Annotated in this window: 25 protein-coding genes; 9 read left to right on the top strand and 16 right to left on the bottom strand. The window is 64.7% G+C overall.

Annotated elements, in window-relative coordinates; all coding sequences use genetic code 11:
* The 4 genes from AE618_RS23535 to AE618_RS23520 all read left to right on the top strand — a co-directional run.
* On the top strand, nucleotides 1-494 hold a 494-nt coding region (locus AE618_RS23535), incomplete at its 5' end, for an efflux RND transporter permease subunit (RefSeq protein ID WP_197280871.1).
* Nucleotides 495-675: 181 nt separating this feature from the next.
* Nucleotides 676-1,167, top strand: coding sequence for a DUF411 domain-containing protein (locus AE618_RS23530; RefSeq protein ID WP_100959631.1), 492 nt, complete (start codon nucleotides 676-678; stop codon nucleotides 1,165-1,167).
* Between the two features lie 5 nt (nucleotides 1,168-1,172).
* Nucleotides 1,173-1,748 carry a Crp/Fnr family transcriptional regulator gene (locus AE618_RS23525; protein ID WP_068072574.1) on the top strand — a complete coding sequence of 192 codons (576 nt, stop codon included), beginning with the start codon at nucleotides 1,173-1,175 and terminating at the stop codon, nucleotides 1,746-1,748.
* Between the two features lie 59 nt (nucleotides 1,749-1,807).
* Nucleotides 1,808-2,371 (top strand): hypothetical protein, encoded by a 564-nt coding sequence (locus AE618_RS23520; protein WP_054211509.1) that lies wholly within the window; start codon nucleotides 1,808-1,810, stop codon nucleotides 2,369-2,371.
* Nucleotides 2,372-2,430: 59 nt separating this feature from the next.
* Here AE618_RS23520 and AE618_RS28685 read toward each other — a convergent pair whose 3' ends face one another.
* From AE618_RS28685 to AE618_RS23465, 10 genes are all read right to left on the bottom strand, one after another.
* The gene (locus tag AE618_RS28685) at nucleotides 2,431-2,781 is read right to left on the bottom strand and encodes a hypothetical protein (RefSeq protein WP_054211508.1); all 351 of its coding nucleotides are present in this window, start codon (nucleotides 2,779-2,781) and stop codon (nucleotides 2,431-2,433) included.
* Between the two features lie 234 nt (nucleotides 2,782-3,015).
* Entirely contained in the window at nucleotides 3,016-4,458 is a 1,443-nt protein-coding gene (locus AE618_RS23510; RefSeq protein ID WP_054211515.1) for a multicopper oxidase family protein, read from the bottom strand.
* Nucleotides 4,459-4,995: 537 nt separating this feature from the next.
* Nucleotides 4,996-6,279, bottom strand: a complete 1,284-nt coding sequence (locus AE618_RS23500; RefSeq protein WP_054211506.1) for an MgtC/SapB family protein — start codon at nucleotides 6,277-6,279, stop codon at nucleotides 4,996-4,998.
* A 58-nt stretch (nucleotides 6,280-6,337) separates the two neighbouring features.
* Nucleotides 6,338-6,856 carry a cytochrome b gene (locus AE618_RS23495; RefSeq protein WP_067254926.1) on the bottom strand — a complete coding sequence of 173 codons (519 nt, stop codon included), beginning with the start codon at nucleotides 6,854-6,856 and terminating at the stop codon, nucleotides 6,338-6,340.
* Nucleotides 6,853-8,373 (bottom strand): thymidine phosphorylase family protein, encoded by a 1,521-nt coding sequence (locus tag AE618_RS23490; RefSeq protein ID WP_054211514.1) that lies wholly within the window; start codon nucleotides 8,371-8,373, stop codon nucleotides 6,853-6,855. Before AE618_RS23490 ends, AE618_RS23495 begins: the two co-directional genes overlap by 4 nt.
* Nucleotides 8,374-8,375: 2 nt before the next feature.
* Nucleotides 8,376-9,734: an MBL fold metallo-hydrolase RNA specificity domain-containing protein gene (locus AE618_RS23485; protein ID WP_054211504.1), complete on the bottom strand. Its 1,359-nt coding sequence runs from the start codon at nucleotides 9,732-9,734 to the stop codon at nucleotides 8,376-8,378.
* Nucleotides 9,735-9,749: 15 nt separating this feature from the next.
* On the bottom strand, nucleotides 9,750-12,218 hold the full coding sequence (locus AE618_RS23480) for a xylulose 5-phosphate 3-epimerase (protein ID WP_082365520.1): 2,469 nt from the start codon (nucleotides 12,216-12,218) through the stop codon (nucleotides 9,750-9,752).
* Complete coding sequence (locus tag AE618_RS23475) at nucleotides 12,163-12,543, bottom strand: hypothetical protein (protein ID WP_054211503.1); 381 nt, start codon at nucleotides 12,541-12,543, stop codon at nucleotides 12,163-12,165. The genes AE618_RS23480 and AE618_RS23475 overlap by 56 nt, the downstream gene beginning before the upstream one ends.
* Nucleotides 12,540-13,535: a ribose-phosphate pyrophosphokinase gene (locus tag AE618_RS23470; RefSeq protein ID WP_054211502.1), complete on the bottom strand. Its 996-nt coding sequence runs from the start codon at nucleotides 13,533-13,535 to the stop codon at nucleotides 12,540-12,542. The genes AE618_RS23475 and AE618_RS23470 overlap by 4 nt, the downstream gene beginning before the upstream one ends.
* Nucleotides 13,536-13,566: 31 nt before the next feature.
* A complete protein-coding gene (locus AE618_RS23465) occupies nucleotides 13,567-15,687 on the bottom strand; it encodes a heavy metal translocating P-type ATPase (RefSeq protein WP_082365522.1) in 2,121 nt (706 codons plus the stop codon).
* 361 nt (nucleotides 15,688-16,048) lie between these two features.
* Between AE618_RS23465 and AE618_RS23450 the strand changes: the two genes are divergently transcribed.
* A protein-coding gene (locus AE618_RS23450) for an IS3 family transposase (RefSeq protein WP_100959628.1) occupies nucleotides 16,049-17,148 on the top strand; the annotation gives its coding sequence in 2 pieces (ribosomal slippage) (nucleotides 16,049-16,310 and nucleotides 16,310-17,148; 1,101 coding nt in all).
* A gap of 314 nt (nucleotides 17,149-17,462) precedes the next feature.
* Here AE618_RS23450 and AE618_RS23445 read toward each other — a convergent pair.
* The 5 genes from AE618_RS23445 to AE618_RS28205 all read right to left on the bottom strand — a co-directional run bounded on the left by AE618_RS23445 (nucleotide 17,463) and on the right by AE618_RS28205 (nucleotide 19,940).
* Nucleotides 17,463-17,978 (bottom strand): hypothetical protein, encoded by a 516-nt coding sequence (locus tag AE618_RS23445; RefSeq protein ID WP_054211497.1) that lies wholly within the window; start codon nucleotides 17,976-17,978, stop codon nucleotides 17,463-17,465.
* Nucleotides 17,979-18,092: 114 nt separating this feature from the next.
* Complete coding sequence (locus AE618_RS23440) at nucleotides 18,093-18,752, bottom strand: methyltransferase family protein (RefSeq protein WP_054211496.1); 660 nt, start codon at nucleotides 18,750-18,752, stop codon at nucleotides 18,093-18,095.
* A 21-nt stretch (nucleotides 18,753-18,773) separates the two neighbouring features.
* On the bottom strand, nucleotides 18,774-19,037 hold the full coding sequence (locus AE618_RS23435) for a DUF2933 domain-containing protein (protein WP_054211512.1): 264 nt from the start codon (nucleotides 19,035-19,037) through the stop codon (nucleotides 18,774-18,776).
* 251 nt (nucleotides 19,038-19,288) lie between these two features.
* Entirely contained in the window at nucleotides 19,289-19,561 is a 273-nt protein-coding gene (locus AE618_RS23430) for a hypothetical protein (protein ID WP_054211495.1), read from the bottom strand.
* Between the two features lie 115 nt (nucleotides 19,562-19,676).
* On the bottom strand, nucleotides 19,677-19,940 hold the full coding sequence (locus AE618_RS28205) for a hypothetical protein (RefSeq protein ID WP_156330450.1): 264 nt from the start codon (nucleotides 19,938-19,940) through the stop codon (nucleotides 19,677-19,679).
* A 490-nt stretch (nucleotides 19,941-20,430) separates the two neighbouring features.
* Here AE618_RS28205 and AE618_RS23425 point away from each other — a divergent pair, with 490 nt between their 5' ends.
* On the top strand, nucleotides 20,431-21,336 hold the full coding sequence (locus AE618_RS23425; RefSeq protein ID WP_248307366.1) for a Crp/Fnr family transcriptional regulator: 906 nt from the start codon (nucleotides 20,431-20,433) through the stop codon (nucleotides 21,334-21,336).
* Between the two features lie 550 nt (nucleotides 21,337-21,886).
* On the opposite strand, the gene AE618_RS29305 is transcribed toward AE618_RS23425, so the two are convergent.
* The gene (locus AE618_RS29305) at nucleotides 21,887-22,159 is read right to left on the bottom strand and encodes a helix-turn-helix transcriptional regulator (protein WP_432704523.1); all 273 of its coding nucleotides are present in this window, start codon (nucleotides 22,157-22,159) and stop codon (nucleotides 21,887-21,889) included.
* 179 nt (nucleotides 22,160-22,338) lie between these two features.
* Here AE618_RS29305 and AE618_RS23420 point away from each other — a divergent pair, with 179 nt between their 5' ends.
* Genes AE618_RS23420 through istB form a run of 3 tightly spaced genes read left to right on the top strand, consistent with a single transcriptional unit; the run spans nucleotide 22,339 to nucleotide 25,186 of the window.
* A complete protein-coding gene (locus AE618_RS23420; RefSeq protein WP_054211494.1) occupies nucleotides 22,339-22,782 on the top strand; it encodes a hypothetical protein in 444 nt (147 codons plus the stop codon).
* Between the two features lie 44 nt (nucleotides 22,783-22,826).
* Nucleotides 22,827-24,326 (top strand): IS21 family transposase, encoded by a 1,500-nt coding sequence (istA, locus tag AE618_RS23415; protein ID WP_054211493.1) that lies wholly within the window; start codon nucleotides 22,827-22,829, stop codon nucleotides 24,324-24,326.
* Nucleotides 24,323-25,186, top strand: coding sequence for an IS21-like element helper ATPase IstB (gene istB / locus AE618_RS23410; RefSeq protein ID WP_054211492.1), 864 nt, complete (start codon nucleotides 24,323-24,325; stop codon nucleotides 25,184-25,186). Before istA ends, istB begins: the two co-directional genes overlap by 4 nt.
* The last annotated feature ends 255 nt before the right edge of the window (nucleotides 25,187-25,441 follow it).

Genomic DNA, 25,441 nt, shown 5'->3' with positions numbered 1-25,441 from the left:
CATTCGCGCTGGTCGGCGGCATCTGGCTGCTCTGGTGGCTCGGCTTCAACATGTCGGTCGCCGTTGCGGTCGGCTTCATTGCGCTCGCCGGCGTCGCTGCCGAGACCGGCGTGATCATGCTGATCTACCTCGATCACGCGCTCGGCGAGGTGCGTGCGCGCTGTGAAGCACAGGGGCGGGCGTTCACCCGCGCGGACCTGCATGAGGCAATCATGCTCGGTGCCGTCGAACGCGTGCGGCCGAAGATCATGACCGTGGTCGCGATCATGGCGGGACTGCTCCCCATCCTCTGGAACACCGGCACGGGCTCGGAGGTGATGCAGCGGATCGCCGTGCCGATGATCGGCGGAATGGTCTCCTCGACCGTGCTGACGCTGCTGGTGATCCCGGCGATCTACGGCCTGGTCAAGGGCTGGCGGCTGCCGTCGACCCTGGCGCCTGAGAAGGCAGCATCGGAAGCCGCCTCAGCGCCCCTTGTTGCTGCTGTCGAATGATGGAGGGACCAGGCATGCACGACATGATGGGTGAAATGGGCTGGGGCATGGGTCTCGCGGGCCTGCTCGGAATCGCGGTTCTGCTGCTCGTGATCGCCGCGCTCGTAAAATACGTCTTCTTCCGGTGAAGGTGCTGGACGCGCGACTGGAGAAGGACCTAACCAAGGCAAAGGAGACAATCGTGCCGATCGAGCTTTCCCTATCCCGCCGCGCGCTGTTGATCGGCGCCGCACAGGCGGTTTCAGCGTTCGCGCTGCGGCGCCCTGTTTCGGCCGCCGAGACGCCTCCGAAGATGGTCGTGACCCGGGATCCCAATTGCGGCTGTTGCCGCGGCTGGGTCACGCATATGCGGAAAGCAGGCTTTCCGGTTGAGATGGTTGAGGTTGCCGACGTCACGCCGCTTAAGACCCGGCTGGGTGTGCCCGATAGTCTGATGTCCTGCCACACCGCCGAAATCGGTGGCTATGTCGTCGAAGGCCACGTTCCGGCCGAGGCGATCAAGCGGCTTCTGATCGAGCGCCCGAAGGTGACGGGCCTCGCGGTTGCAGGGATGCCGGTCGGTTCACCAGGAATGCAGGTGCCCGGGCAGGCGCCCGAGGATTATGACGTCGTCATCTTTTCCGCCAGCAGGCAGCATGTTTTCGCGCGCTATCGGGGGCTGCAACAGATCTGATGGCAATGGCGTCCATCCTCGCCGGATTGAAGCCGGTCATTCGGGAACTCGCGGCGGGCGAGACTCTATTCGCGAGCGGGGATGCGACGCGGGGCTTCTTCCTGGTCCGCAGAGGGCAGATTCGCCTTGCGCGCTTCAGCGCCAGTGGGTGCGAGACCCTCCTCTTCGTCGCCGGACCGGGAGAGCGTTTCGCCGAAGCCTCGTTGTTCGTCGAGACATATCATTGCGATGCGCGGGCCGTGGCGGAGAGCTCGGTCGCCTGCTTTCCCAAGTCAGCGGCGCTCGCCCTGTTGGAGGGCGATGCGACCGCACGGTTGGAGCTAACGGCGGACCTTGCTCGGCAGGTGATGGAACTCCGGTCCGCCTTGACCCTGCGCGATGTTCGCTCGGCGCGAGAGCGGGTGCTCGGCTACCTCGTGGCGCGAACCGGCGTCGACGGCCGCACCATTACCATCGGCGGGCCGCTGAAGGACATCGCGGCGATGATCGGTCTGGCGCCTGAGGTTCTGTACCGGACGCTCGCGCTGTTGGAATCCGAACGGATCATTCGGAGAGGAAACGGCATTATCGAGCTGACATGATTTCAATCATGTTGCGGCGCTTCCGACACCCTTATCGGAATGATCGAGGAGACCGTTCCATGATCAAAGCAATCGCGTTCAGCCTGCTCATCCTGGCGATCTCCGGATGGGTCGCTCCCGTCTCGGCTCAATCCGTGAGTCCTTACGCTGGCCAGGAGGCGCGCGAGATCAAGGCTCTCTCACGAAATGAGATCGATGACCTGTCTTTGGGGCGCGGCATGGGTTTGGCCAAGCCCGCGGAACTCAACCGATATCCCGGTCCACTTCACGCGCTCGAACTGGCGTCCGAACTCCAGCTTTCGGCCGAACAGCGCAGCGGCTTGAAGAAATCCGAGGCGCGCATGAAAGCGGGCGCGATGGCGTTGGGCGCCGAAATCCTGGACTTGGAGCTCAAGCTCGATGTGGCCTTCGCACGGCGCACGATCGAGCCATTGCGCCTGCGTGAACTGACGGCCCAAATCGGCACCAGGCAGGGCTCATTGCGGGCGGTACATTTGCAGGCCCATATCGAGACGGCTGGCCTTCTCACCTCGGATCAGATCGCGCGATATGATGTTCTGCGTGGCTACCGCAATCCATCGCCGGCGGCGCCGAGCGGCCACCATCTGAAGCAGCACCGTTGAAGTCGTTGTCCGCGACGGCATCGCCCCTTTGCCGCAGTGGGCGCAAGACGAACCGCCTATCATCCACCGTTGGCGCACGATACGCGTGTCTGTTCCATGTAGAGTACGCCATCCCTGACGGACATCGCGAAAGCTCGACGAAGGCCGCTGTCGAACGTGACTACGATCGAATTGTCGGCGACCACATAGCTGCCAGTGGTCTGCCATAGCCCGTCATACGCGAAGTGTCCGTCGGCTCCGAACGCGAACCTCGCGCCTCCCGGCGTAGTGCATAGCTTGCCGTGAACCGCTTGCGTGATCTCTTGGGCGCCCAATCGCAATCCCGAGGGATGAGCTTGAGCGATCTCAGTGGAAGCGACGAGGAAGGGCAGCAGTCCCGCCGCTGCGAAAAGGACACCCTGGAGACCCATTCTCGCCTCCTTGGATCAAGGAACCGTGCCTCGTATATTATACCACAAGATTGGATTTCTGAGGGACCGCGGCATGGAAACTTTCGTCCACCGGACGCGGGAGCCAGGGTAGTCGAGATCGACGAGAACGCCCCACGAATGGACGCTTCAGTTCAGGCGAGCGCCCGGACAGGCCATGTGCACGGGTCCGGGCGCCGAAAGCTGAGTCCAGATGCGGTGACGCGCCGGCCGAGGCTAGCCGATCCCTTCATAGGCAAGCTGGGCCATCATGCCCGTCGCCATGTGGTAGAGGTGGTGACAATGCAACGGCCAGCGGCCGGGATTGTCGGCATCGAACGTGATCGTCACGGCTGCGTCCGGCGGCACGAGGACCGTATCGCGCACGGCTCCCGGGAGCGATACCCCGTCGATGGCGGTGACCTGGAAATGATGACCGTGCAGGTGCATCGGATGCGACATCATCGATGCGTTTCGCATCGTGACCTCGATCCTCTCGCCTTTCCGGATCCGGAGATCGTCCGCGCCGCCGATCCCCCACGTGTAGTCCTGCATCCGGCCGGTGAGGGTCAGCGCGAAGCGGCGATCGGGAGCCCGGACGGGAAGCGAATGCAGGGCCCGCAGCTTCCGCTCGAGTCCGAGTTCGACGATCGGACCGGCGTGCTCGGCGCTTCCGGCGACGCGTTGCACCGAGGCTCCCTGCGTGGCGAGGATCACCCCGGTGCGTTCGCTGGCCCCTTCACGCAGCGCGAGAACGGGATAGGCGCCCGGACCCACAGGCAAGGACAGCCGGATGTCGAGCCGCTGGCCCATGCTGAGCGGGAAGGCCGTGCCGACGATCGGCTCGACGTCCCTGCCATCCACCGCAAAGAGCGTGCCGGGAACCGATCCAGTCTCGATGGTGAAGGCCGTCGCGGTGGCGCCGTTGATGATGCGTAGGCGGACCCGGCCGCCACGCTCCACCCGGATCACGTCGGGATCATCGAGAGCGCGATCATTGGCGAGATAGGCATCGTAGTCGATGTCGTTGAGGTCGCTGGCCGTCGCTTGGCTTGTCGTCGCAGGCTGGTGAGTGTTGCCCCCGTGGCCCATCGCGGAATGGTCCATCGGCGCGGCGTGACCTCCGCCGCCCTTCAGCTTCGCGAGCAATTCCTCGGCGGGCTTGAAGGAGAAGTCGTGCAGCAGGACGACCACCTCCTGCTCGTCGCGCGCGAGATCGGAGGCCGTCCTGACGATGAGGGGGGCCGCCAGCAGGTTCTGTTCCTGAAGCGTATGAGCGTGCATCCAATGTGTGCCGCCAGCGCCTACGGGGAAGGTGTAGCGGGCGACATCGCCCGGCTTGAGCAGTGGCTTCGGATTGTCCGGCACGCCGTCCTGGTGCCAAGGAGGGGTCAGGCCATGCCAGTGGATCATCGTGGCCTCGCCGATTTCGTTGGCAAGGCGGACGTCGAAGTTCGATCCCGCTTCCAGGATGAGCCCATGGCGGCCATCGGGTTGCAGAAGGCCGAACACGCGGGCGCTCCTCCCGTGGACTTCGATGGTCCGGCTGACGACCCGGAGGTCGATCGGTGATGGGCTGCTCGCTCCCTGGGCGAGACTGGCGGCGGGGCGCATCAAGGCGTTCGCGCCGAGCGCCGCGGCCCCGGTCATTGCGGCAGTGAGGAATCTGCGACGGTTCATGATGAATGTCCTGTTTCGGCCTGCGACGGCAGGGTCGTTGATCCGGTTTGTTGGCAGACATGCGTTGAGCTGGACGACCTGGATGTCAGACGGACCGCTCGGATCGGTATCGAGGAGGGCCATGGGGTGGACGGGCCACGAGGCCACCGGGTTGCTCCTCCTGTCGGCGATACGCGACCGCCTCAACGGTGGTGCTTGAGGATCTCGGGGCTGCTGCAATGGTAATGCCGCAGGCGTTGCACGCCGCCGCGCAGCATGGACCTGACGGCCTTCCGGCCTCCGGGTTGCCGTGCCCATGTTGGTGTTGGCTCGCTGTGATTTTCGATGCGTCGACCTGGGAGAACCCAGCCGTCGGCTCCTCCAGGCAATGGACGGGATGGGCGCTGATCGTCGGTACCGCGATCAGCACGAACGCGAGCGCCACGATCAGCGCTCTTCTCAGTCCGGCAATGGTCTTCGCCAAAGTCCGCATCCGCTCAACGGTGGATCCTCGGACCCAAAGCTAGCGCAATGCCCGACGTCGCGAATTAACCCCGATCAAGGATTCGGAGTGCCCAGGAGGCCCGCCCACTCGAAATGCGGCAAGGTGACGAATGCCGCGTAACCCAACGCAGCCGCGACGATCGTGGCGCCGATGTATGGCAACCAGAAGCGGACAGGTCCGGTTGCGATCGCGACCGAGATGCGCCCGACAGCATTGCTCGCGAGCGCCAGCAGGACAGCGTGGCCGACGGCCTCGGGCGATGCCGACTGCCCGAGAAGCCGCAAGGCGCTGAGCACGGCGACGTCCACGTCGAAAAGCCCCGAGATCGCGGAGGTCGCGATCATTCCGCGGCTGCTTCCGATCGACAGCACGGCGCTGATCGTCGAGACGACGCCGAAGAGCACGGCGAAGGCCAGGAGCGGTCCGAGCTCGAAGGGATTTCGGGGCGGTTCCGTACCGTCTCCGTCCACCCGTCCCCGCGACAGAAAGAGGGCGCCGGATGCCCCGAAGCCGACAATCGCGGCAAGCATCGCGGTGCCGGAAACGCCGAGCAGCGATGGCGCGACGATGGTCACGATCCCCGCCACGCGCAGCACGGAAACGCCCGCGGCGAGCGCAGCCGCTCCGGCGAGCGGCCAGGGACTTCCTCCCGCTGCCGCCGTTCGCGCCAGCGCGACGGTGACGGCGGTCGAGGAGACGATCGCGCCTGCCAGGCCGCCTACCAGGACGCCGCGAGCGGTACCGAGGGCCCGGACGGCGATATAGCCGAGATAGGAAATCGCGGCCGTCAGCACCGTGAACAGCCACACTTGCCGGGGGTTGAAGCCTCCCCATGGATCGATCGTACGCGCAGGCAGGAGGGGCAGGACGATCGCGGTCATCACGGCGAGCACGAGTGCCGAGCGCAGTTCGATCCAGGAAATCCTCCTGAGCAGCCCGTGCAGGAGATCGCGACTGGCAAGAACGGCCGCGAGCGCGGCTCCGCCCGCCGCCGCGACGCGTTGATCGCCCGTGACCGCGAGGGCGCCGAGCGCGAACACGCCGAGAGCGGCGATGACACCGGTCACGCTGAAGCTCTCGTCGTGCATGGATTCGCGCGCCTGGTACCACGCAAAGACGGCGGTGAAGGCCAGGAACGTGGCGATGAGGACCGCGGGCGTGTTCAGGCTGAGGCTGAGGGCCGCGGCGACGCCGCCCAGCAGTCCAGAGATCCCAAAGGTGCGTATACCCGCCGTCCGGCCGCCATCGGGCGTGTCGCGTTCTCGCCACCCACGCTCCAGTCCGACGAGCAAGCCGATGGCCAGAGCAAGGCCGAGCTGCGGGATCAACGAGTCCATTGTGCGTCCGCTCCGGAGCCGATCTCCGACGCCCGGTTCCTGGCGACGGCACGCCTCATCAGCCCTTGATCATCCTGCGCAAGACGTCGTCGCGGCGATAGAGGTGATGCCAGAGCGCAGCGACGATGTGGATGAGGACCAATGCCAGGAGCAACCAGCTCAGGTATCTATGGAGAGGCGCGACCCGGAAGGTGAGATACATCGCGATCGTTCCGGTCACCGGCAGCGCGATCAAGAGGCCGTACAGCGCTATGTGTGTGGCTGAAGCTACCCGAGCTTCCAATCGCGAGGTGCCATCGGGAGGAAGGGGCTTGCCGCGGACGAGCCGGATCGCAAGCTGTAGCAGCGCCATCAGCAGGATCAGCCATCCGCTCCAGGCGTGAACCTGATGCAGGAACAAGTCGATGGGAGCAGGCTTGAGGAAGCCGTGCGCCAGGTGCGTGCGCTGGATCGCCCAGGCCGTCGGCACCTGGATGATGCAAAGGAGCGGCACGATCCAATGCATGGTTCGTTGGTAGACGTTGAACGCCTGCGTCCCGGGACAAGCCAGCGTGGAAGGCCATAGCTCGAGCCTCACGGCTCGACCTTGACGATGTCTCCGGCACGCGAGGCGTAGTCGAGCGCGTAGGATAATTCCGAAGCCGTTTCGGCGTGGACATGCAGGAGGGGCTGGCCCCTGTCGATCGTCGCGCCCAACCGGACCTCCATATGGACGCCCGCGGCCTTGGCCTCCGGCGCTCCCGCCAGCTTGGCAAGCCTGGCGACCTTGCGGTTGTCGATATGAACCACGCGACCAGCGCTTGGGGCGACGAGCGCGTGGACGCTCGATGCCTTTGGCGGTGCGCGCAACCCGCCCTGCGCCCGGCAGATTGCCTCGAACTTCGTCCAGGCCTTGCCGCTGCTCAACGTTTCAAGGGCCATCACGGTGCCGCGTCCTTGTTCGGCCTTGCCACCGATCTCAAGGGCCGCGCCCGCGAGCAGGGCGGCACGCTGGCGCAGATCGTCGGGGGCATCGGGCGCGTTCTGGAGCACGGCGAGGACATCGAAAGCCTCGAGGGCCGGGCCGATACCTCGCCCCACGGGCTGTGCCCCGTCGGTCTGGAGACATGTCGCGCTGAGGCCGAAACGTGCCGCGACCGCGCTCATGCGATCCGCGAGATGATCGGCGGCCTCGCCGCTGCGGACCTTGGCGGTCGGCCCGACGGGGATGTCGATGACGACATGGGTCGAGCCCGCGGCGATCTTCTTCGAGAGGACCGATGCGATGAGCTGACCTTCGGTGTCGACGTCGAGTTCACGCTCGACGCGAACGAAGATGTCGTCCGCGGGGCTGAGGTGCACGGCGCCGCCCCATGCCACGCATCCGCCCTCGGCCTCGACCACTCGCCGTAGCTTCGCCATGTCGAGATCGACCGGCGCGAGCGTCTCCATGGTATCGGCCGTTCCAGCCGGAGAGGTGATGGCGCGGGAGGAGGTCTTGGGCATGACCAAGCCGTTCGCCGCAACGATGGCGACGACGATCGGGGTCGTTCGGTTGCCGGGAAGGCCGCCGACGCAGTGCTTGTCGACCACGATCGGTGCATCCCATCGCAGATGGTCACCGACCTTGACCATCGCATCCGTCAGATCGGCCGTCTCGCCCTCGTTCAGCGGCAACGCGGCACTGGCCGTCAGGAAGGCTGCGAGATGGACGTCGGTGTAGCGCCCGGCGACCACGTCCCCGACGATAGCGGAGAACGCCTGCGCATCGAGCCGGTTGCCGTAGATGCGCCGGCGCACGCTTGCCAACGACGAGATGGCGGGCGGATGGCTGACGGTGATCGCCTCGCCCTCCGTGATGCCGAGAAGGTCCCAGGCCGTCTCGGAAAGCCCGGCCTCATCGAGGGCGAGGAGCGAGTCCCCTTCGACCTGGAACAGCGTCGCCTGGACATGCCGCTCGCCATTGGAAAGCAGAACCTGTGATCGGGCGGCCAATCCCTCGGAGCGACAGACGTGGCAGTCGGTCCGCATGACGACGACCGCCTGGTGCTGCGAGTGCAGGTGTAGCCGCCTGGCTCGCAACGTCGGTTGGGTGACGGCGGGATCGTTGGGCATCGTCATAGGTCGAAGGACTGGTTCATGCGAGGGATGGTGGCGTTCCAGCCGAGCTCGCGGTCGATTCGCACGCGCAAGGCTTCCGAAGCATCATCCTCACCGTGAACGATGAAGGCGCGGCTTGGCGCGCGCCGAAAGCCCGACAACCAGCGCATCAATTCGTTCGCGTCAGCGTGCGCGGAGAGCATCGACAACTCGGCGACTTCCGCCTGGACGGGGATCCACTCGCCATGGATCTTGGTCTCGTGTGCGCCTTGCAGCATGGCGCGGCCGCGAGTGCCCGCAGACTGGAAGCCGGAGAACAGGATCGTATTCTTCGAGTCGGGGGCAAACGCCTTGAGATGGTGGAGGACGCGCCCGCCGGTCGCCATCCCGCTCGCCGAGATCACCACCTTGGGATAGGGGCTGGCCGTGATCGCCTTGGAACCCTCGACGTCCCGAGTATAGGTCGCGACCGCACAGACGGCGGTGCACACCTCCACAGGCAGCCGATGGTCGGCGCGATGGGCGTGCAGCAGATTGGTTGCATCGATCGCCATGGGGCTGTCCAGGTAGATCGGGACGTTGGCAAGCTGCCCATTCGTCTTGAGCTTCCACAGATGGTAGAGCAGCGATTGGGCGCGCCCGACCGCGAAGGCCGGGATCACCAGCGTTCCGCCCCGCTCGACCGTTCTCTTGACGATCGCACCGAGCGCTTCGGTGGGATCGGCCGGGTCATGGACGCGGTTGCCGTAGGTCGATTCCACGAGAACATAGTCCGCTTCGGGCACGGCTTCGGGGTCGGGGAGAACCGGGTCGTCATAGCGCCCTATGTCGCCGGAGAAGGCGATACGGCGTCCGCCCCATTCGATATCGGCGGTGGCGGCACCCAGGATGTGCCCGGCGTGCCGGAACCTCAGCGTGGCGCCACCGGGAAGCCGAACGACCTCGCCGAATGGAACCGATGTGAAGAATTCGAGAGCGCGCTCGGCATCATGGCTTCCGTACAGCGGCAGGGCTGGCTTATGCTTAGAAAATCCCTTCCTGTTGGCGTATTCGGCGTCCTTCTCGTTGAGGTGGGCGCTGTCCATCAGGATCAATTCGGCGATGTCGCTCGTGGCGGCGGTCGCGAAGATCTTGCCGCGAAAGCCCTCTCGAACCAGCCTCGGCAGATAGCCGGAATGATCGAGGTGGGCGTGCGTTAGCACCACCGCATCGATGCTCGACGGGTCGATGGGCAGCGGTTCCCAGTTCAGATCGCGCAGGTTCTTGAGACCCTGGAACAGGCCGCAATCGATCAGGATGCGGGTGTCGTTGTGGGCAAGGAGATGCTTGGAGCCGGTAACCGTACCGGCGCCGCCGAGGGAGGTGAGCGTGAGCATGAGCGTGACGGCCCTTCAGGTCGTTGAGATTAGGAGGTGGGCCGGGTCGCCGCGTCCATTGATGGCGTCGCGCTCGGCGGGTGTGAGCAAGTCGACTTGGGACCAGCCAGCGAGCGGCGCCGCCGCATCCACCAGATGCGCCCACGAGCAACGATTGGCGAAGAGCATCCCGGGCACGTCGAACGTGCCGCCGCGGCTGATATAGCCGAGCGCCGTGGTCCGCCGTGGTCCGCCGTCCAGCCGCCGCAACAGGCCAAGCATGGGTTCAGGCCTCGTATGGGTCACGATCACGCGCGGCAGATCCGGCGGGAACAACGCCGCGACTGCATCGTCGCCTGCCGTAAAGGCCGCCTCGATAGGATCGCGCGGCTGACGAAAGCGTCCGGGTTCGCAGATTCCTGTGACCAGGACTCGATGACCGTGCCGTCCAAGTCGGCTGGCGGCCTTCAGCGCCTCTTCCAACTGATAGGCGCCGATCGCGACGATCTGTAGGTCGGCTGCGTCCGGCACGCCCTCGAAATGGGCCGCGCCGTCCTCCACGAACCGGGTGGCCGTCTCGGCGTCGAGCCGATGCGGCATGTCGCGCTTGGAGACGATCAGGCAGGCCACCTGTCCGCGGCCGCCATAGACCGAGCGCAAGGCGGCCATAGCGGTGTTGGCGTCGACCGGGAACAGGACGCGTGCGGTGTCCGACATCTCGCCGAGTAGTGCCTCGCCGATCGTGGGATCCTGATGCGACTGCTCGTTCTTGGAATTCTCCCAGGTGTGGGAGGTGACGACGAGCGGCACGGATATCCAGCCTGGCTGCCGTCCGATCTCGCGCTGTCGCCGGGCGAAGACGATTTCCTGTCGCAGGCCGCCGAGCATCTTCATGGCGAAGGCCTCGTAACTGACGATCAGGTTGAGGCCACCTTTGTTGGCAAGCGCCGCGCCCGCCACCGCTTCCTCGTTTAGAGCGGTGATGACCGCTCCGTCCACGGCCTCCGCGGTCCCGGGTTCGCAGACGTTCACGCGATGGCGCAGGCGATCGAGCGTAGCGCCCATGTGATTGGATCGCAGTTCGTCGGGGTTTCCGACGCGCGGCCTCAGTTCCGGGTTGTGGTCGACCAGGCGCACGAACCACCGGTCGAGCGCATGCATAGCGCAATCTGCCGGGCTGCCGGCCCTCGTCCAATCGGGCTCAGGAAGTCGAGGGGAGGGCGGGTGCCGGAACGCCAGCGGGTGCCGGCTCTCGGGCGGGCGGTTCTGTTTCCCGTGAACCGCCAGCGCGCCGATGGCACGATCGAGCTCGTCCGACGGCACGAAGAGGGACCGCGCGGCATCGTTGAACGCTTGGCGCGCGACCTCGTCGTTCGACGGGTTGCCGCCGAGCGGCAGGTTATGCGCGGCGTTGGTGCCCGCTCCAGGGAACCCGAAGCCCTTGACCGTCTCGGCGATGACGTAGGGGATCGGCGCGGGATAGCGGCGGTCCGGGCGGGCCGCGAAGCGTTCGAGCCGCTCCTCCGCCGTGAGGATCGCCCAGGCAAAGGCTGCTGGATCCCGCCCGTCGATCGTGAAAGGGTCGAACCCATTATGGCGCAGATGGGAGGCGAGCCAGTCTGAGCCACCCTGCTGTGCGATTTGGGCTCGCTCCTCGATCCTGCGACCGTTGAGGATCATCACCGGGACCGCGATGCCGGAATCCTCGGCGCGCCACCAGCGCGGCGTCCAATCGGAACCTCGTTGTTCCTCGAAGGCGCCGTCGCTCAAGAACGCGACCAGCCGCTCGCCGGGGAGCGGCATGTGAACGTATTGTACCTCGGCAAAGCCGAGGTACCCTCCCTCCGAGATCGCACCGGCCGTGTTGGGGCCGGCGTGGCTTCCGAGCGGAACCGAGGCGTGTCCGTTTCCGTCGATCGCATAGGAATAGAAGTCGGTGGCAAGCCTCGAAAGCCCGGCTTCGCTACGATCGTAGCGGCCCTTTTGGACGGCGGACACGTCGCCGGTAAGGGCGTTGATCGCCTCTATGGAGGCGACGCAATGCCCCTGTCCCATGAGCCAGGAGCGCGTCGTCGCGGTGATCGCGTTGGCGACGAGATAGCCGACGAATGCGGGAACCATATTGAGCGAGCCGCCGGTATGTCCCTCCGGTGTGGCCTTGAAGGCCTCCGGCGGCAAAGGCGCGCCGGAGAGGTCCATCCTTCGGGCATAGGTCATGTGGACGACGGCCCACATGGCGGCCGACGCGAGGCGGTCCGCCGCCGCGAGCAAGCGGTAATACGCATCCACTTCGGTCGTTCTGCCGGCCGCGATCAGCCGCGCCCCCAGGGCCCGGACGCGATCCCTGGTTTCGGACGAGTGCTCGATGACGCCATAGCCATTGGCCCAACGCAGAAATTCGGGAGATGGATCGTGGTTCACTCGCTGGACCTTTCTGCGCGGATTGCTCTCAGGAGAGAAGTGCGCCTGCTGCTGCGCGAGCGGATACCTGGACCGAAGCCGCATAGAGGAGCGCTCTCAGAATGATCGTGAGAGCCACGCCCGCCAGAACCAGCCAGCACAGCCAGTACAACGCCCTCATCCACGGCGCCTCGGGCCGTCCCAGGTCCCGCTCGATTGCGTGCTTGTCGTACATTCCCCAAGCATGCATGAGCGCTCCCGCCAGCAGTAAGGGAACCGTAAGGTCGGCAACGTAGCGGGCGACCAGCAATCCGAGGCCGCCGCCGAACAGAGCGGCGCCGAAAGTCGAGGCCAATTCGGATCGCTTGAGCCTCGCGCTCGTCACCGCATTCTGCCCGCCCGGGACCTCGATTTGCGTGCGAGGCTTCATCGGCCGGACGTCCAGGGTGGCGGGTCACTGGCCGGAAAGGAGTCATATCCGGCTTGCTCAACCTCGTCGCGCGGTTCGGGCGGCCTGCGCCGCCGCACGAGTTGTTCCGCTGCATCTTCCGCGACCGACAACTCGCCTGCAATCAGTGAGGAAAGACCGATGGCATTGCTCTCGTGCTCGACTGCGTCCGTGGAGACGATCCTTTCGGATAGCGTGCGCAGGCGAGCATAGGAATCGTCGGCGAAGATGGCATGGACGACCGCAATGACGGGCTTGGGAAATGCTTGCAGCGGGAGCTTGCGCGCCGCCTCGATCAGGGTGTGGCCGGACGAGGCGATATCGTCGACGAGAACGGGTTGGCGCCCCTGCCATGCGGACAGGTCGGGCACATCGACATCGACGCTGCGATCCCCATGCCTCACCTTGCGAAGCACCGTCCAGGGAGCGCGGGCTCGTTCGGCAATCGCCGAAACCCATTGCTCGCTTTCCTCGTCCGGGCCGATGACGAGGGGCGAATGGACTTCCGCCGCGATCCAGTCGGCGAGAAGCGGGGCCGCATGCAGCGTGCTCGTGGCGATGGAATAGAGGGAGGAAAGCGCCGGATATCGGTGCAGGTGCGGGTCGACGGTAACCAGCCTGTCGAAGCTCGACGAGATGAGCCGCGCAAAGCTTCTCGAGGTCACGGCCTCTCCGGCCCTGAAACGCCGATCCTGCCGCATATAGGAGAGGTAAGGCGCAATCAGCGTCACCGTCCGCGCTCCGAGCGAGCGAGCCGCATCCGCAGCGAAGACCAGGCGCAGGAAGCCCTCGTCGGGCCTGGCCAGCGTGCCAACGAGATCGACCGGCCTGCCTGCGACATCCGACAGGAGGCGCACATAGCTCTCACCATCGGGAAAGCGGCGCGTTTCGAGCGCGCCGAACTCCCATCCTCCGGCATCCGCCAGCCGTTGCGCGAAGGCCTCGTTGCCGGGCAGGGGAAGGATCAGCCGCATCGCGGAACGCTTTCCTGTCGGTTCGTCGAAGTCATGCCTGGCGCCTGTAGAAGCGCAGGAACTGCGCGTTGATAGCGACGATCACGGTGCTGGCGGACATGAAGACGGCAGCCACGGCCGGGGTCATCAGGAAGCCTGTGCCAAAGGAAATGCCGGCGGCCATCGGGATGGCGATGGTGTTGTACCCGGTCGCCCAGATCAGGTTCTGAACCATCTTGCGATAGGTCGCGCGCGACAGGCCCAGGATCGCCCCGACATCGCGCGGATCGCTTCTGACAAGAACCACGTCGGCCGATTCCACGGCGACGTCAGTCCCGGCGCCGATGGCGACGCCCAGATCGGCCTGGACGAGGGCCGGTGCGTCGTTGACGCCGTCGCCGACCATGGCGACCGAGAGCCCGCGCGCCTGAAGCTCCTTGATCTTCTCGGACTTCTGGTCGGGGAGCACCTCGGCGAAGAACTCGGTGATGCCGAGTTCCTTGGAGACGGTCTCTGCAACACCCCTGGCATCGCCCGTCAGCATCACCGACCTGATGCCGAGGCGGGTGAGCTCGGCTATCGCCTCCCTCGATTCCGGCCTGACGATGTCGGCGAGTGCGAACAGGGCCCGGGGTGTGCCCTCCCTGACAAGCACGACGACCGTCTTGCCCTCGGCCTCGAGTCGCTTGAGCTCCGGGTGCTCGACGGGCTGGCCCTGCCGGGCGAGATGGCCGGGACTGACGATGCGCACGCCCTGGTCGCCGACCTTGGCGACGATGCCTTCGCCGGTGATGTTGCTGACCTCGGTCGCCTTCGGCAGCACGATGTTCCGCGCCTTCGCCTCGGCAACGATCCCGTGGGCGATCGGGTGCTCGGACTGGCTTTCGGCTGCGGCCGCGAAGGCCAGCTCGTCATCGACCTTGCCCTCGCCGAGCAACACGATGTCGCTGACCCCGAAGCGGCCCTCGGTCAGGGTGCCCGTCTTGTCGAAGACAGCAGCATTGAGATTGCGCGCGCGTTCGAAGGCGGCGCGGTCGCGGATCAGCAGGCCATTGCTGGCGCTGAGCGAGGTACTGACGGCGACAACGAGCGGGACGGCCAGGCCGAGCGCATGCGGGCAGGCCACGACCATCACCGTGACCATCCGCTCGAGCGCGAATTCGAGAGGGGCGGACAGGAGGAACCACCAGACGAAGAGCGTTCCGAAGCCGACGATGAGGGCGATGTAGGTCAGCCAGGCCGCAGCCCGGTTGGCGACGTCCTGCGTGCGCGAGCGTGTCGCCTGGGCCTTCTTCACGAGATCGATGAGCTGAGCGAGATAGGTCGAGTCGCCCGTCGCGGTCACCTCGATCGTCACCGCGTTGGCGCCGTTGATCGCGCCACCGATCGCCGTCGCGCCGACCGTCTTGGTGACGGGCCTGGACTCGCCCGTAAGCATGGCCTCGTTGAAGCCTGAGGAACCCTCCAGGATCCTGCCGTCGACGGGGACCTTGGCGCCCGGCCGGACGATCACGCGATCGCCCGGCTTCAGCGCCGAGATCGGAACCTCGCGCGTGCTGCCGTCGGCCTCGATCCTCGTTGCGCTGTCCGGCAGGAGCCGCACCAACTCCTCGAGGGCGCGTGAGGCGCCCATGACGGAGCGCATCTCCACCCAGTGCCCGAGCAGCATGATGACGATGAGCGTCACCAGCTCCCAGTAGAAGGCCTCTCCGGGAAAGCCGAAGGTGACGGCGGCGGAGAAGAAATAGGCTGCCGAGATCGCCAGCGCGATCAGGGTCATCATTCCGGGCTGCCCCTTACGCAGCTCGGAGGCGAAGCCTGTCAGGAACGGCCAGCCGCCGTAGAGATAGGCGGCCGTGGACAGCGCAAAGAGAACATAGCCGTCACCCGGAAAAGCGAGGGCGCTGGTAATGCCGAGCCAGTGCTGGATCATCGGCGACAGCAGCAGAACCGGCGGTGTCAGGACTAACGTTACCCAGAAACGTCGGCGAAAATCGGCGACCATGGCGCCATGGTCGTGTCCGCCATGTCCAGCATGCTCGGAATGGCTCGATCCGGCTGCCATGACCACCTTCGGGCTGTCGTGACGGTCGTGGACCGAGTGCCCGCTCGCCTGGTGACCCTCATGGCCGCGATGCCCGTGATGGCCATGGTCAGAATGCGGCGAACTCATAGTCTGTTCCTTGGCACGGCTGCGGAGGATAACGCAGGACAGCGCTACAGCGGCGAGCATTTCGGAGGCCGCGAGGGTCGCCATTTCGCGACCGGAAATCTTTGATCGAGATTAAGGTCCAGTGCCGGGGGGCTTTCTCGCACTGTCGCTGCCGCCGCAGGGATTGGTGAGGAGCAACCGCCGGCGTCGGGTGGTCCTCCTTCCGTCATGCTGCGATGGGAAGCGTTGCGGATGCACGATATCGTTTTCTCGCAACCTTGCTCCCTTTGTACGTGGAGGTTGACCTGCCTCCGGTTTCCTGGACCGTTCAAAGCTGGAGAATTCCAGTTTAGCAGCACGGGCTGCGGACGGAGTTTTCGGCATGAAGAAGTCGAAGTTCACGGAGGCGCAGATCGCCTTCATCCTGCGCCAGGCTGAGGAAGGGACGCCGGTTCCGGAAGTCTGCCGAAAGGCAGGAATCAGCGATGCGACCTTCTACAATTGGCGCAAGAAGTACGCCGGGTTGATGCCCTCGGAGATGAAGCGGCTGCGTCAGCTCGAGGAAGAGAACGCCCGGCTGAAGCGGATCGTGGCGGACCTGTCGCTCGACAAGGAGATGCTGCAGGACGTCATCAAGCGAAAGCTCTAAGGCCTGCCCGCAAGCGGTCGATGGTCGATCATGTGCGCGCAGTCTGGCAGGTGAGCATCCGTCGTGCTTGCCGCGCTCTGCCAGTCGAGCGCTCGACTTATCACTACCGCTCCCGACGGACCGGGCAGGCCGGCCTCATCAAACGGATCAAGGAGATCGCCGAGACGCGCATGCGTTACGGCTATCGCCGGATTCATGTGCTGCTCAAGCGGGAGGGCTGGAATGTCAATCCGAAGCGGATCTACAGACTTTACAAGGAGTTGGGCCTCCAGCTCCGGAACAAGACGCCCAAGCGCAGGGTCAAGGCGAAGCTGCGCGACGATCGTCGTCCGGCTACGCGGACGAATGAGATCTGGGCCATGGACTTCGTCCACGACCAACTCGCCACCGGCCGCAAGCTGCGGGTTCTGACCATCGTCGACACCTTCAGCCGGTTCTCGCCGGGGCTGGACGTTCGCTTCAACTTCCGCGGCGCCGACGTCGTCGAGGTGCTGGAGCAGATCGGTGCGGCCCATGGCTTCCCGGCCAGTATCCGGGTCGACCAAGGTACCGAGTTCGTCAGTCGCGACCTCGACCTGTGGGCCTATCAGCGCGGCGTCACCCTCGACTTTTCCCGCCCGGGCAAACCGACGGACAATGCCTTCATTGAGTCGTTCAACGGGAAGTTCCGGACCGAATGCCTCAACGCCCACTGGTTCATGAGCCTGCCCGATGCCCGGGAGAAAGTGGAGGCTTGGCGAAGGGAGTACAACGAGCTACGACCTCATAGCGCGATCGGGAACAAGACCCCGATATCGCTCGTCAATCGGCCACCGGCATGCAGCCCGCGGTGACCGTTTACCCCCTGGAAGCGGCCAGCAAGCCGGTCCAGCATCGGGGGCAGGCTCATACCCCCTGGAAGCGGCCAGCAAGCCGGTCCAGCATCGGGGGCAGGCTCAAGGTCGCGGGGCGCCTACCTGCGCTTGGACCGCAAATCCGGGGCCACCGACCACTATGCAACTCTCCGAACCCGTCCTGTGCGGAGACGCTCCTCGAAAGCGGTCCCTCTATCGCTCGAGCGGAGTCCGCAGTTCGTTGTGTCCGCCGACCGAGTATCGGTTGGCGTTCCGTTGCTCACTTAGACTTGGATACAGACAGCTCGAAATTCTTAGGCAGCGGCGGAATTCCGAGGTTCGATAACGGGACCGGAGGGCCGCTCGCCTAGCTCTTCACGCTCGACTTCCGCGCGATCAGCGATCTTTTCCGTTGCACCTGCGATCCGCTTAATCGGCGTGATCACATCGGGGATATCGATCAGTGCAAGAAGCAAACCTGCGATCCAGAATATGTGCATGTGGGTGAACATGGCCAGCAGACCCAACACGCAAGTGACTTCTAACTGCACTTTATTGTGCGCGAGGCGATCGGGCAGCGCATGCAGTCGAAGATAGAGGATGCCAACCGCGAGGACGAAAAGAAGCAGAAACATGCCCATTGCAATCATGAGCCAGTCTGTCTCGCCGGGGGCCGTAATGAATGCCGGCAAGTGCGTGGAGGCTGCGGCTGGATGAACGGATTGGCCCACAAGCTCTCCTGTGCTGGAACCGATCAGCCCCCTAGGCAGATTCAGTATGAATGCTAACGCATGCACGGTGATGCCGCCAGCGCTGACGAACGGCTGCATCCCGTGAAATCCGCGTCGGGCAACTCCGGGTGCGGCGGCGTGCCGGGCTATCAAGGTCGAAGCATTGCTCGCCGTTAGACCCTCAGATCAAACCACGCCGGGAACTCGATTTGGCTAGCGGCTCGTCGTTTCGGTCGGATGGGACGAAAGTCGCGGAAAGTAGCCGGGCACGTCCTGCATGTATCGCGCATAGGCCTCGCCGTGCTCGGCTAGTGCTTCCTGCTCCTCGTGCCGCGCGAGCCGCCAGTACATGAAGGCCAGGACGGGGAACATCGCGACCGTCAGCAGCGTCGGCCATTGCAGCAGGAAGCCGAACATCACGAGGACGAAGCCGACGTATTGCGGATGCCTGATCCGGGCGTAGATGCCAGTGGTGGCGAGCGTGCCGCGTCGCTGAGCCTCGTAGAGCACCCTCCAACCGGCCGCGATCAACATGAAGCCGCCGCCGATGAACAGGAAGCTCAGCAGGTGAAAGGGGCCGAAATGCGGGTTCGCTCGCCAGCCGAAGAGTTCCTCGAGAAGATGCCCTGCGTCGTGGGAGAGCCAGTTGACGTCCGGATATCTGGACTGCAACCAACCGGATAGGAGGTAGATCGTCAGCGGGAAGCCGTACATTTCCGTAAAGAGGGCCAGGATGAAGGCGCTGAAGGCTCCGAATGAGCGCCAGTCGCGCGGTGACTTCGGCTTGAAGAAGCTGAAAGCAAAAAAGATGAAGACTGCGGAGTTCAGAAGAACAAGGGACCAAAGCCCGTAGGCGGGAACGTTGTCGTGCATGGGAGCGCTCCGAGAGCCTGATCAGTGTTCGTGCGGAGGCTGCCGCCAACCTGAGGACGGCTGGATTGATTGGTTGCCGTGGCCTCCATGTCTTCCATGCATGAACACATGAAGCAGCGGGCATGCGAGGAATATTAGCAACGGGAGCCAGCCGAGGAGATGGGCGCGGTGCTCCGCAATCAGATAGAAGGCCGCGACTGCCAGAAACCCGACGAGAGCGATCTTGAACGACGTGGATCGGCGCTTCTGATCCTGGGCGTTGGGGTGGTCTGCACTGTGTTCCATGAGGTCGCGTCCGCTGGAGGCCATCAATGGTAGGAGCTGCCTCTGCGGATCACCGTAGGGTCCCGAATCTGGCGGGCCACGGGAGCCTTCGACGTGCGGTGGCGTGATCCTGGCTCAACAGATGAGGCGAACCGGGACGCAAATCCTTGATCTCGGTTAAGCTGACGCGGCGAAGTGACCCAGCTTTCTGGAAGCCCGGATATGGCGTGCTCGGGCGGGATGTTCGAGTCGATCCTGCGCCCGGCGAAGCCTCAAGCCTTCGGCAGGACGTCAAATTCGCGTGCCAGCAGGGTCACAGGCCGTGAACAGGAGCCTAGCCGGATATCCACCCCGAACGCTGAAAGGCGGTTGCGATCGGCTTCGTCGATGAACCCGCATATGAGCTTAGTGATGCCGGTTGCGAGCACCAGGTCACAGATGGCTTCGCCGGTTCGTTCGCAGTTCGCGCGGAACTCATGTTCCTGTGCTTCGTCAGGGTCGATCAGTAGCACCCCATCGCATTTGGCGAAGAACGGACTGAGCATCGCCTTGCGTCGTCCCCGCGCGACGAGCACTGCTATCCGGTGCCTTCGATCAATTCGGGGCAGGGCTATTGGTGCCATCTTGGCCCGCGCGAGAAATCTTCTACACCGCAAGAGATCAGCACAGCTTTCTGCGCGACACCTTAATTTCGATCAATCGCGCATCCGGGCAGCGATTTCGACGTGGCCACGTGTAAGCAGCGCTTTTGACCTCGATCAAAGCAAACGGCATCCTGTCGTAGTGGAATGGATACGCGGGCTTGCACGCATCGCGTATCTGGATCACTCGACCCCCGGATCCGCGGCTGACGTTCAGCGCAAACGAACTTTCGACGGCTATGGTGCGGATGTTCAGGTTCATTGCATTGGTTGTCGTCTGCATGGTTTCCCTACTGTGGCTGGGGGAAGCATCGTGGGCGCACGAGAACCGTGCGGCACGAGAGCAGGCCAGTCCGGCGATACATTCGACCGTCATCGTGACGTCCGCGGGCGAAGACGGTTGTCTGCCCAGGCACGCTTGCTGCCGGACAGTCTGCGCGCAATGTCAGGTATCTCAGCATCCATATCGCTGTGACATCATTCGAGCGTCGCTCACGTCTGCGGTAATCGTGGTTTCTCGCGAAGATCACGTACACTCGGTTATTGTCGGTCGCGATCCGCCCGTCCCCAAAGCCTATCTCTATTAGGCCGCTGCGCTCGCCTTCGATGCGTCCCCTGCCGACATAGGTCGGCCAGCACACGATCGTGAGCCGTGTCGTGCCGACCGAGGGTGTCGGACGCGCTGAGCCGGCGAGCTCGGGATTTCATCCAGAATGCTGATGGGCTGCCAAGGCAGCCGCCGCAACGGGCCAGGTGCGCCCGGGAGGTGCAATATGAATTTGGATCGAGCGTCTATTTCTGAGGAGATGGCCCGGTCGCTCCCTCGCAACGATTGGGAAAATATCAAGTGCGAGCGGAATGGGCCGACCTTTCGTGAATTGGCATTGCGTGAACTGGCCGACGGGGCGAGTGCGTCGGTTCACGACTTGAGCAGACGTCCGCGCCGTAGCCTGACGGGCGCTGACGGTGCACCGCGGCCCGCTGCCGATGCACCTTCGTCAACCGAGGGGTATCGGTTGTTGCCGCGCTACCGATCGGGCGATCGAAAAATCGAAGCGGGCCGCGACCTCTTCAGCGTTGGGTCGACGGGCAACGCCATCTTCAACCTGATCGATGGCTGGGTGGCTCTCTATACCCAGCTTGAGGATGGCAGGCGCCAGATCGTCCAGTTCGCATTGCCCGGCGCCATACTGGGCGTCTTGCCATCAAATCGGTCGCAGGCAACGTTCGGGGCGCTGGCGCTGACCGACGTGGTGGCGTCCGTGATCCCGACCTCGATGCTTGCGACACTGTCCCGCGATGAGCCGGAGCTGACCATGCGTCTGGCGCGCTCGCTGGCCCGCGATTGCAGCCTGGCGTTTGATCACCTGACGAGCATCGGGCGCCGGTCCGCGCGAGAGCGGGTCGCCCACCTCATATTGGAGCTATTTGCCCGCTACCGCGCTCAATGGCCGGGCAATCGCATTGAGGAAATGCCGCTCCCGCTCACGCAGGAGCAGATCGGCGACGCGACGGGGCTGACGTCGGTTCACGTCAATCGGGTCCTCAGCGGGCTGCGGAAGGAACGCATCGTCGAGTTCCATTATCGTCGGCTTCGGATCCTTGATCCCGATAGGCTAATTGAAGTGGCAGGTGTTGAACCGGAAATTGTGACGGCATGGCTTGAGCGGCAGCCCTAGCCGCTCAATTTAGATTTCGGTTGCCGCCATTGACCTCGAATCATCCTGCTTGCGAGGCCGACTGGCTTGGCTGGTTCTGGCGTAATCGCGGTTCGAAGGACGTGACGCCATCGGGGCTGCGCATAGACTCTTCCCTGGCGGGCATTGCCGCAGCGGTTGCGGGGGTGAAATCCGAACCCTTAGCGCGCCGCTCTGCAAGGAGCTCGCCCGAGCGGTTTACCGCAGCAGCGGCCAGGCTCCAAGGGTGACGATGGCCAGTGCTGCGGCGATTTCCAACCCGAAGCCAACCCGCGATCGCCAGCCAGCGGTTCGGTCCAGCAAGCTTACCAACTGGGTGCGGGGCAGGATCGCGAGCAACAGGAAGGCGACGATCGTCAGGAACTTGAAATACGGAAAAAGGCGTTCAGCTTGGAAGTCGACGAGGCCCCAATCCCGTCTGCACTGAAAGCAGTGGCGGCTGAACGTGGATGGATATTAATGCAGACGTTCGCGGCGCGCGGATTACGGTCATGTGAATGATGGGCTCCTGCCGCCAACGTCCAGGTGCGGGTCACTTCGGGGCGGAGTCAGAGGCTGCGCCAGTAATGACCAATGGTAACCGAAAGCCTTCCCCTTTGGTGGCTAGAGCTCTCAGGAACTCCACGCCCCGATCTTCTAGCGCCTGCTGACCCATTGCGGCGCCCTTCAGATAGCGGTCGGAGCGAGGATGGGTTTCGACCCGCCCGAGAGTCCGTCGGCTGATGCCTGCTTGCTTGGCCAGTTCGTCTGGGCTCAATCCGAGCGCAATTCTTGCCGCTTTCAATACGTTAGCGCCAGGGACCATGCCCATGGCATCGCACGCGCGGGTCCCGGAATCCAGCTTGTCAACAATTGTCCGATATAGGACTCATGTGTCCTGAATAGGCCCTATATGGCCATTTTTGGACAAACATTATGGACGAACCTACTGCGCTTCGATAGGGTGCGGCGAATCGCCAAGGCCCCTGAATTGGAAGGCAAGGTATGGAAGTCTTTGTTTGTGCAGGTTCCGGGCAGGGCATCGGACGGACAACGGCCAGTCTGTTGCTCGCCTGCGGATTCTTCGAGATGGGATTGGAGCCTCTGCTGATCCAGGTGTTGGCCTCCGGGGAGCCACCGGCGTTGCGGGCGGACGAAGAGGCCCCCTTTGAGACGGCTCGGCTTGTCCTTGCCGATGCATCCTCGATCGGGAGCGAAATCAAGGATCTTGCCGGTCGGCATACCGAACTCGGTCCGGTCATCGTTGATCTACCGGCCCAGCTCTTTCCCGAGGAACTTCTTTGCGATCCTAGGTCTCGGTTTCTGCTGCCGATGATGACGGATAAGGCCGCGATTCAGCGCGTTGTTGGCGACATGCTCGATGTGTGCACGGCGGTGAGAAAACCATCCAGTGGAGCGCCGGCGTTTGTGCCGGCGCGGGCGGCGTAAAAGTCGGCCACTGGATAGGCTGACCCCTTTCGGGGTTGGCGGGGATGTTCGCTGTGGAGATTTACGCGGCGGTTCGCGATTTCGTTTTCAACCAGGAGAAGAGCCGGCGGGAAGCGGCTCGCGTGTTCGGGCTGAGCCGCGAGACGGTTGCGAAGATGTGCCGGTTCTCGCTGCCGCCGGGCTACACACGCACGAAGCCGGTCGAGAAGCCGAAGCTGGGTCCGCTTCTGCCGGTGATCGAAGCGATCCTGGAGGCAGATCGGACATCACCGGTGAAGCAGCGTCATACGGCGAAGCGGATCTTCGAGCGCCTTCGTGACGAGCACGGCTTTGCCGGCGGCTACACGGTGGTGAAGGACCATGTGCGGCTCTGCCGGGCGCGGGGCCGGGAGACCTTTGTTCCGCTGGCGCATCCGCCCGGGCACGCCCAGGTCGATTTTGGCGAGGCGACCGCGGTGATTGGCGGTGTGCGGCAGAAGATCCACTTCTTCTGCTTGGACCTGCCACAGTCGGACGGCTGTTTCGTAAAGGCCTATCCACGCGAGACGACGGAAGCGTTCCTGGACGGTCACGTCTCGGCTTTTGGCTTCTTCGGCGGTGTGCCGCTGTCGATCCTCTATGACAACACGCGCATCGCGGTGGCGAAGATCTGCGGCGACGGCCGGCGTGAGCGGACGCGGGCCTTCACCGAGCTGGTGAGCCACTATCTGTTCCGGGATCGGTTCGGGCGCCCGGGCAAGGGCAACGACAAGGGCAAGGTCGAAGGGCTGGTGAAGCATGCCCGCTCGAACTTCCTGACGCCGATCCCGGTGGCGGCGAGCTTCGCCGAACTGAACGTGATGCTGGCAGAGCGCTGCCGCCGGCGGCAGGGCGAGCGGGCCGGTCGGCATGCGAAGACGATTGGCGAACGGCTCGTGGCCGATCTTGAAGCCCTGCGCTCCTTGCCGGCTGTGCCGCTGGAGCCGTGCGAGAAGCGTGGCGGGCGGGTCTCGTCGACGGCGCTGGTCCGCTATCGGTCGAACGACTACTCGGTGCCGACGGCCTATGGCTTCCAGGACGTGGTGGCGAAGGGCTTCGTCGAGGAGGTCGTGATCCTGTGCCGGGGCGAGGAGATCGCCCGGCACCCGCGCAGCTACGGGACCGGCGTGTTCGTCGCCGATCCGCTGCACTATCTGGCGCTGATTGAGAGCAAGCCGAACGCGCTCGACCAGGCGGCGGCGCTCCAGGGCTGGGACCTGCCCGAGACATTCCAGCACCTGCGCCATCTTCTGGAAGCGCGGATGGGCAATCGCGGCAAGCGTGAGTTCATCCAGGTGCTGCGGCTGATGGAGGCCCTTCCGCGCGAGGTCGTGAGCTTTGCCGTGGGCGAGGCCATCCGACTGGGTGCGATCGGCTTCGATGCAGTGAAGCTGATCGCCCTGGCGCGTCTGGAGCGGCGCCCGGCCCGTCTCAACCTGGCGGCCTATCCGCACCTGCCGAAGACGGCAGTGAAGACGACCTCGGCCGCCGATTATGCCGTTCTCCTGCCTGGAGCGGCGGCATGACGGGCCCGGCGAAGGAGGTGATGCCGGCGGGCACCACCGCGGGAACGCCGCAGGTGCTGCTGGCCCATCACCTCAAGCATCTGAAGCTGCCGACGGTCCTGCGCGAATACGACAAGGTCGCGCGGGAATGCGCCCGGGACGGCGTCGATCATCCCCGCTACCTGCTGCGGCTGGTCGAACTCGAACTGATCGACCGGGAACGGCGCATGGTCGAGCGGCGGATCCGGGCGGCGCGGTTCCCGGCGGTGAAGAGCTTCGACACCTTCGACTTCACGGCGATCCCGAGCCTCAACAAGATGCTCGTGCTGGAACTGGCGCGCTGCGGCTACATCCTGCGCCGGGAGAACATCATCGCGCTCGGCAACAGTGGCACGGGCAAGACCCATGTCGCTCTCGCGCTCGGGCTGGCCGCTTGCCAGAAGGGCTTCTCCGTCGCCTTCACCACGGCGGCTTCGCTGGTCAGCCAGCTCCTCGAGGCCCGCGACGAGAAGCGCCTGCTCAGGCTCCAGCGCGAGTTGCAGGCGGTCAAGCTGCTGATCGTTGACGAGCTCGGCTATGTGCCGCTGTCGCCGACCGGCGCCGAGCTTCTGTTCGAGGTCTTCTCGCAGCGCTACGAGCGTGGCTCGACCATCGTCACCTCGAACCTGCCCTTCGAGGACTGGACCTCGGTCCTGGGGTCGGAGCGGCTGACCGGTGCGCTTCTCGACCGGCTGACCCACCACGTCAGCATCCTGGCCATGAACGGCGACAGCTACCGCCTCAGGCAATCCGCCGGCCGTCGCCGCGCCACCGCCGCGGCGGAGCAAAACCAGGCCACCGCCGACGAAGCCGATCCCGAAACCGGCGAGATCATCGCCTGAGCAATCCCGGCAGCGCGATATGGCGAGGGCCCCGCTCGGGGGCCCCGCCCTATTCGCCCCCCCCCCACCCCCCGGGCCCGCTTTTTCCCCCCCCCCCTGGCCTGGGACCCCCCCCCCCGTTGACAACGGCGCCAGCCTCAACCCCTGGCTCCACAACCATCGCTTCCAGTCCCCCCGCGCCGACGCGGGGTTCGCGCCCGCTGAGGTGGGTAGGCCCCCGCAGCCCCCACCTCTGCTCCCCTGCTCCCTAGGGTG

It is taken from the genome of Allobosea vaviloviae (assembly GCF_001298265.1).
GTDB classification, from domain to species: domain Bacteria; phylum Pseudomonadota; class Alphaproteobacteria; order Rhizobiales; family Beijerinckiaceae; genus Allobosea; species Allobosea vaviloviae_B.
This window is presented reverse-complemented; position numbering and strand designations above follow the sequence as displayed.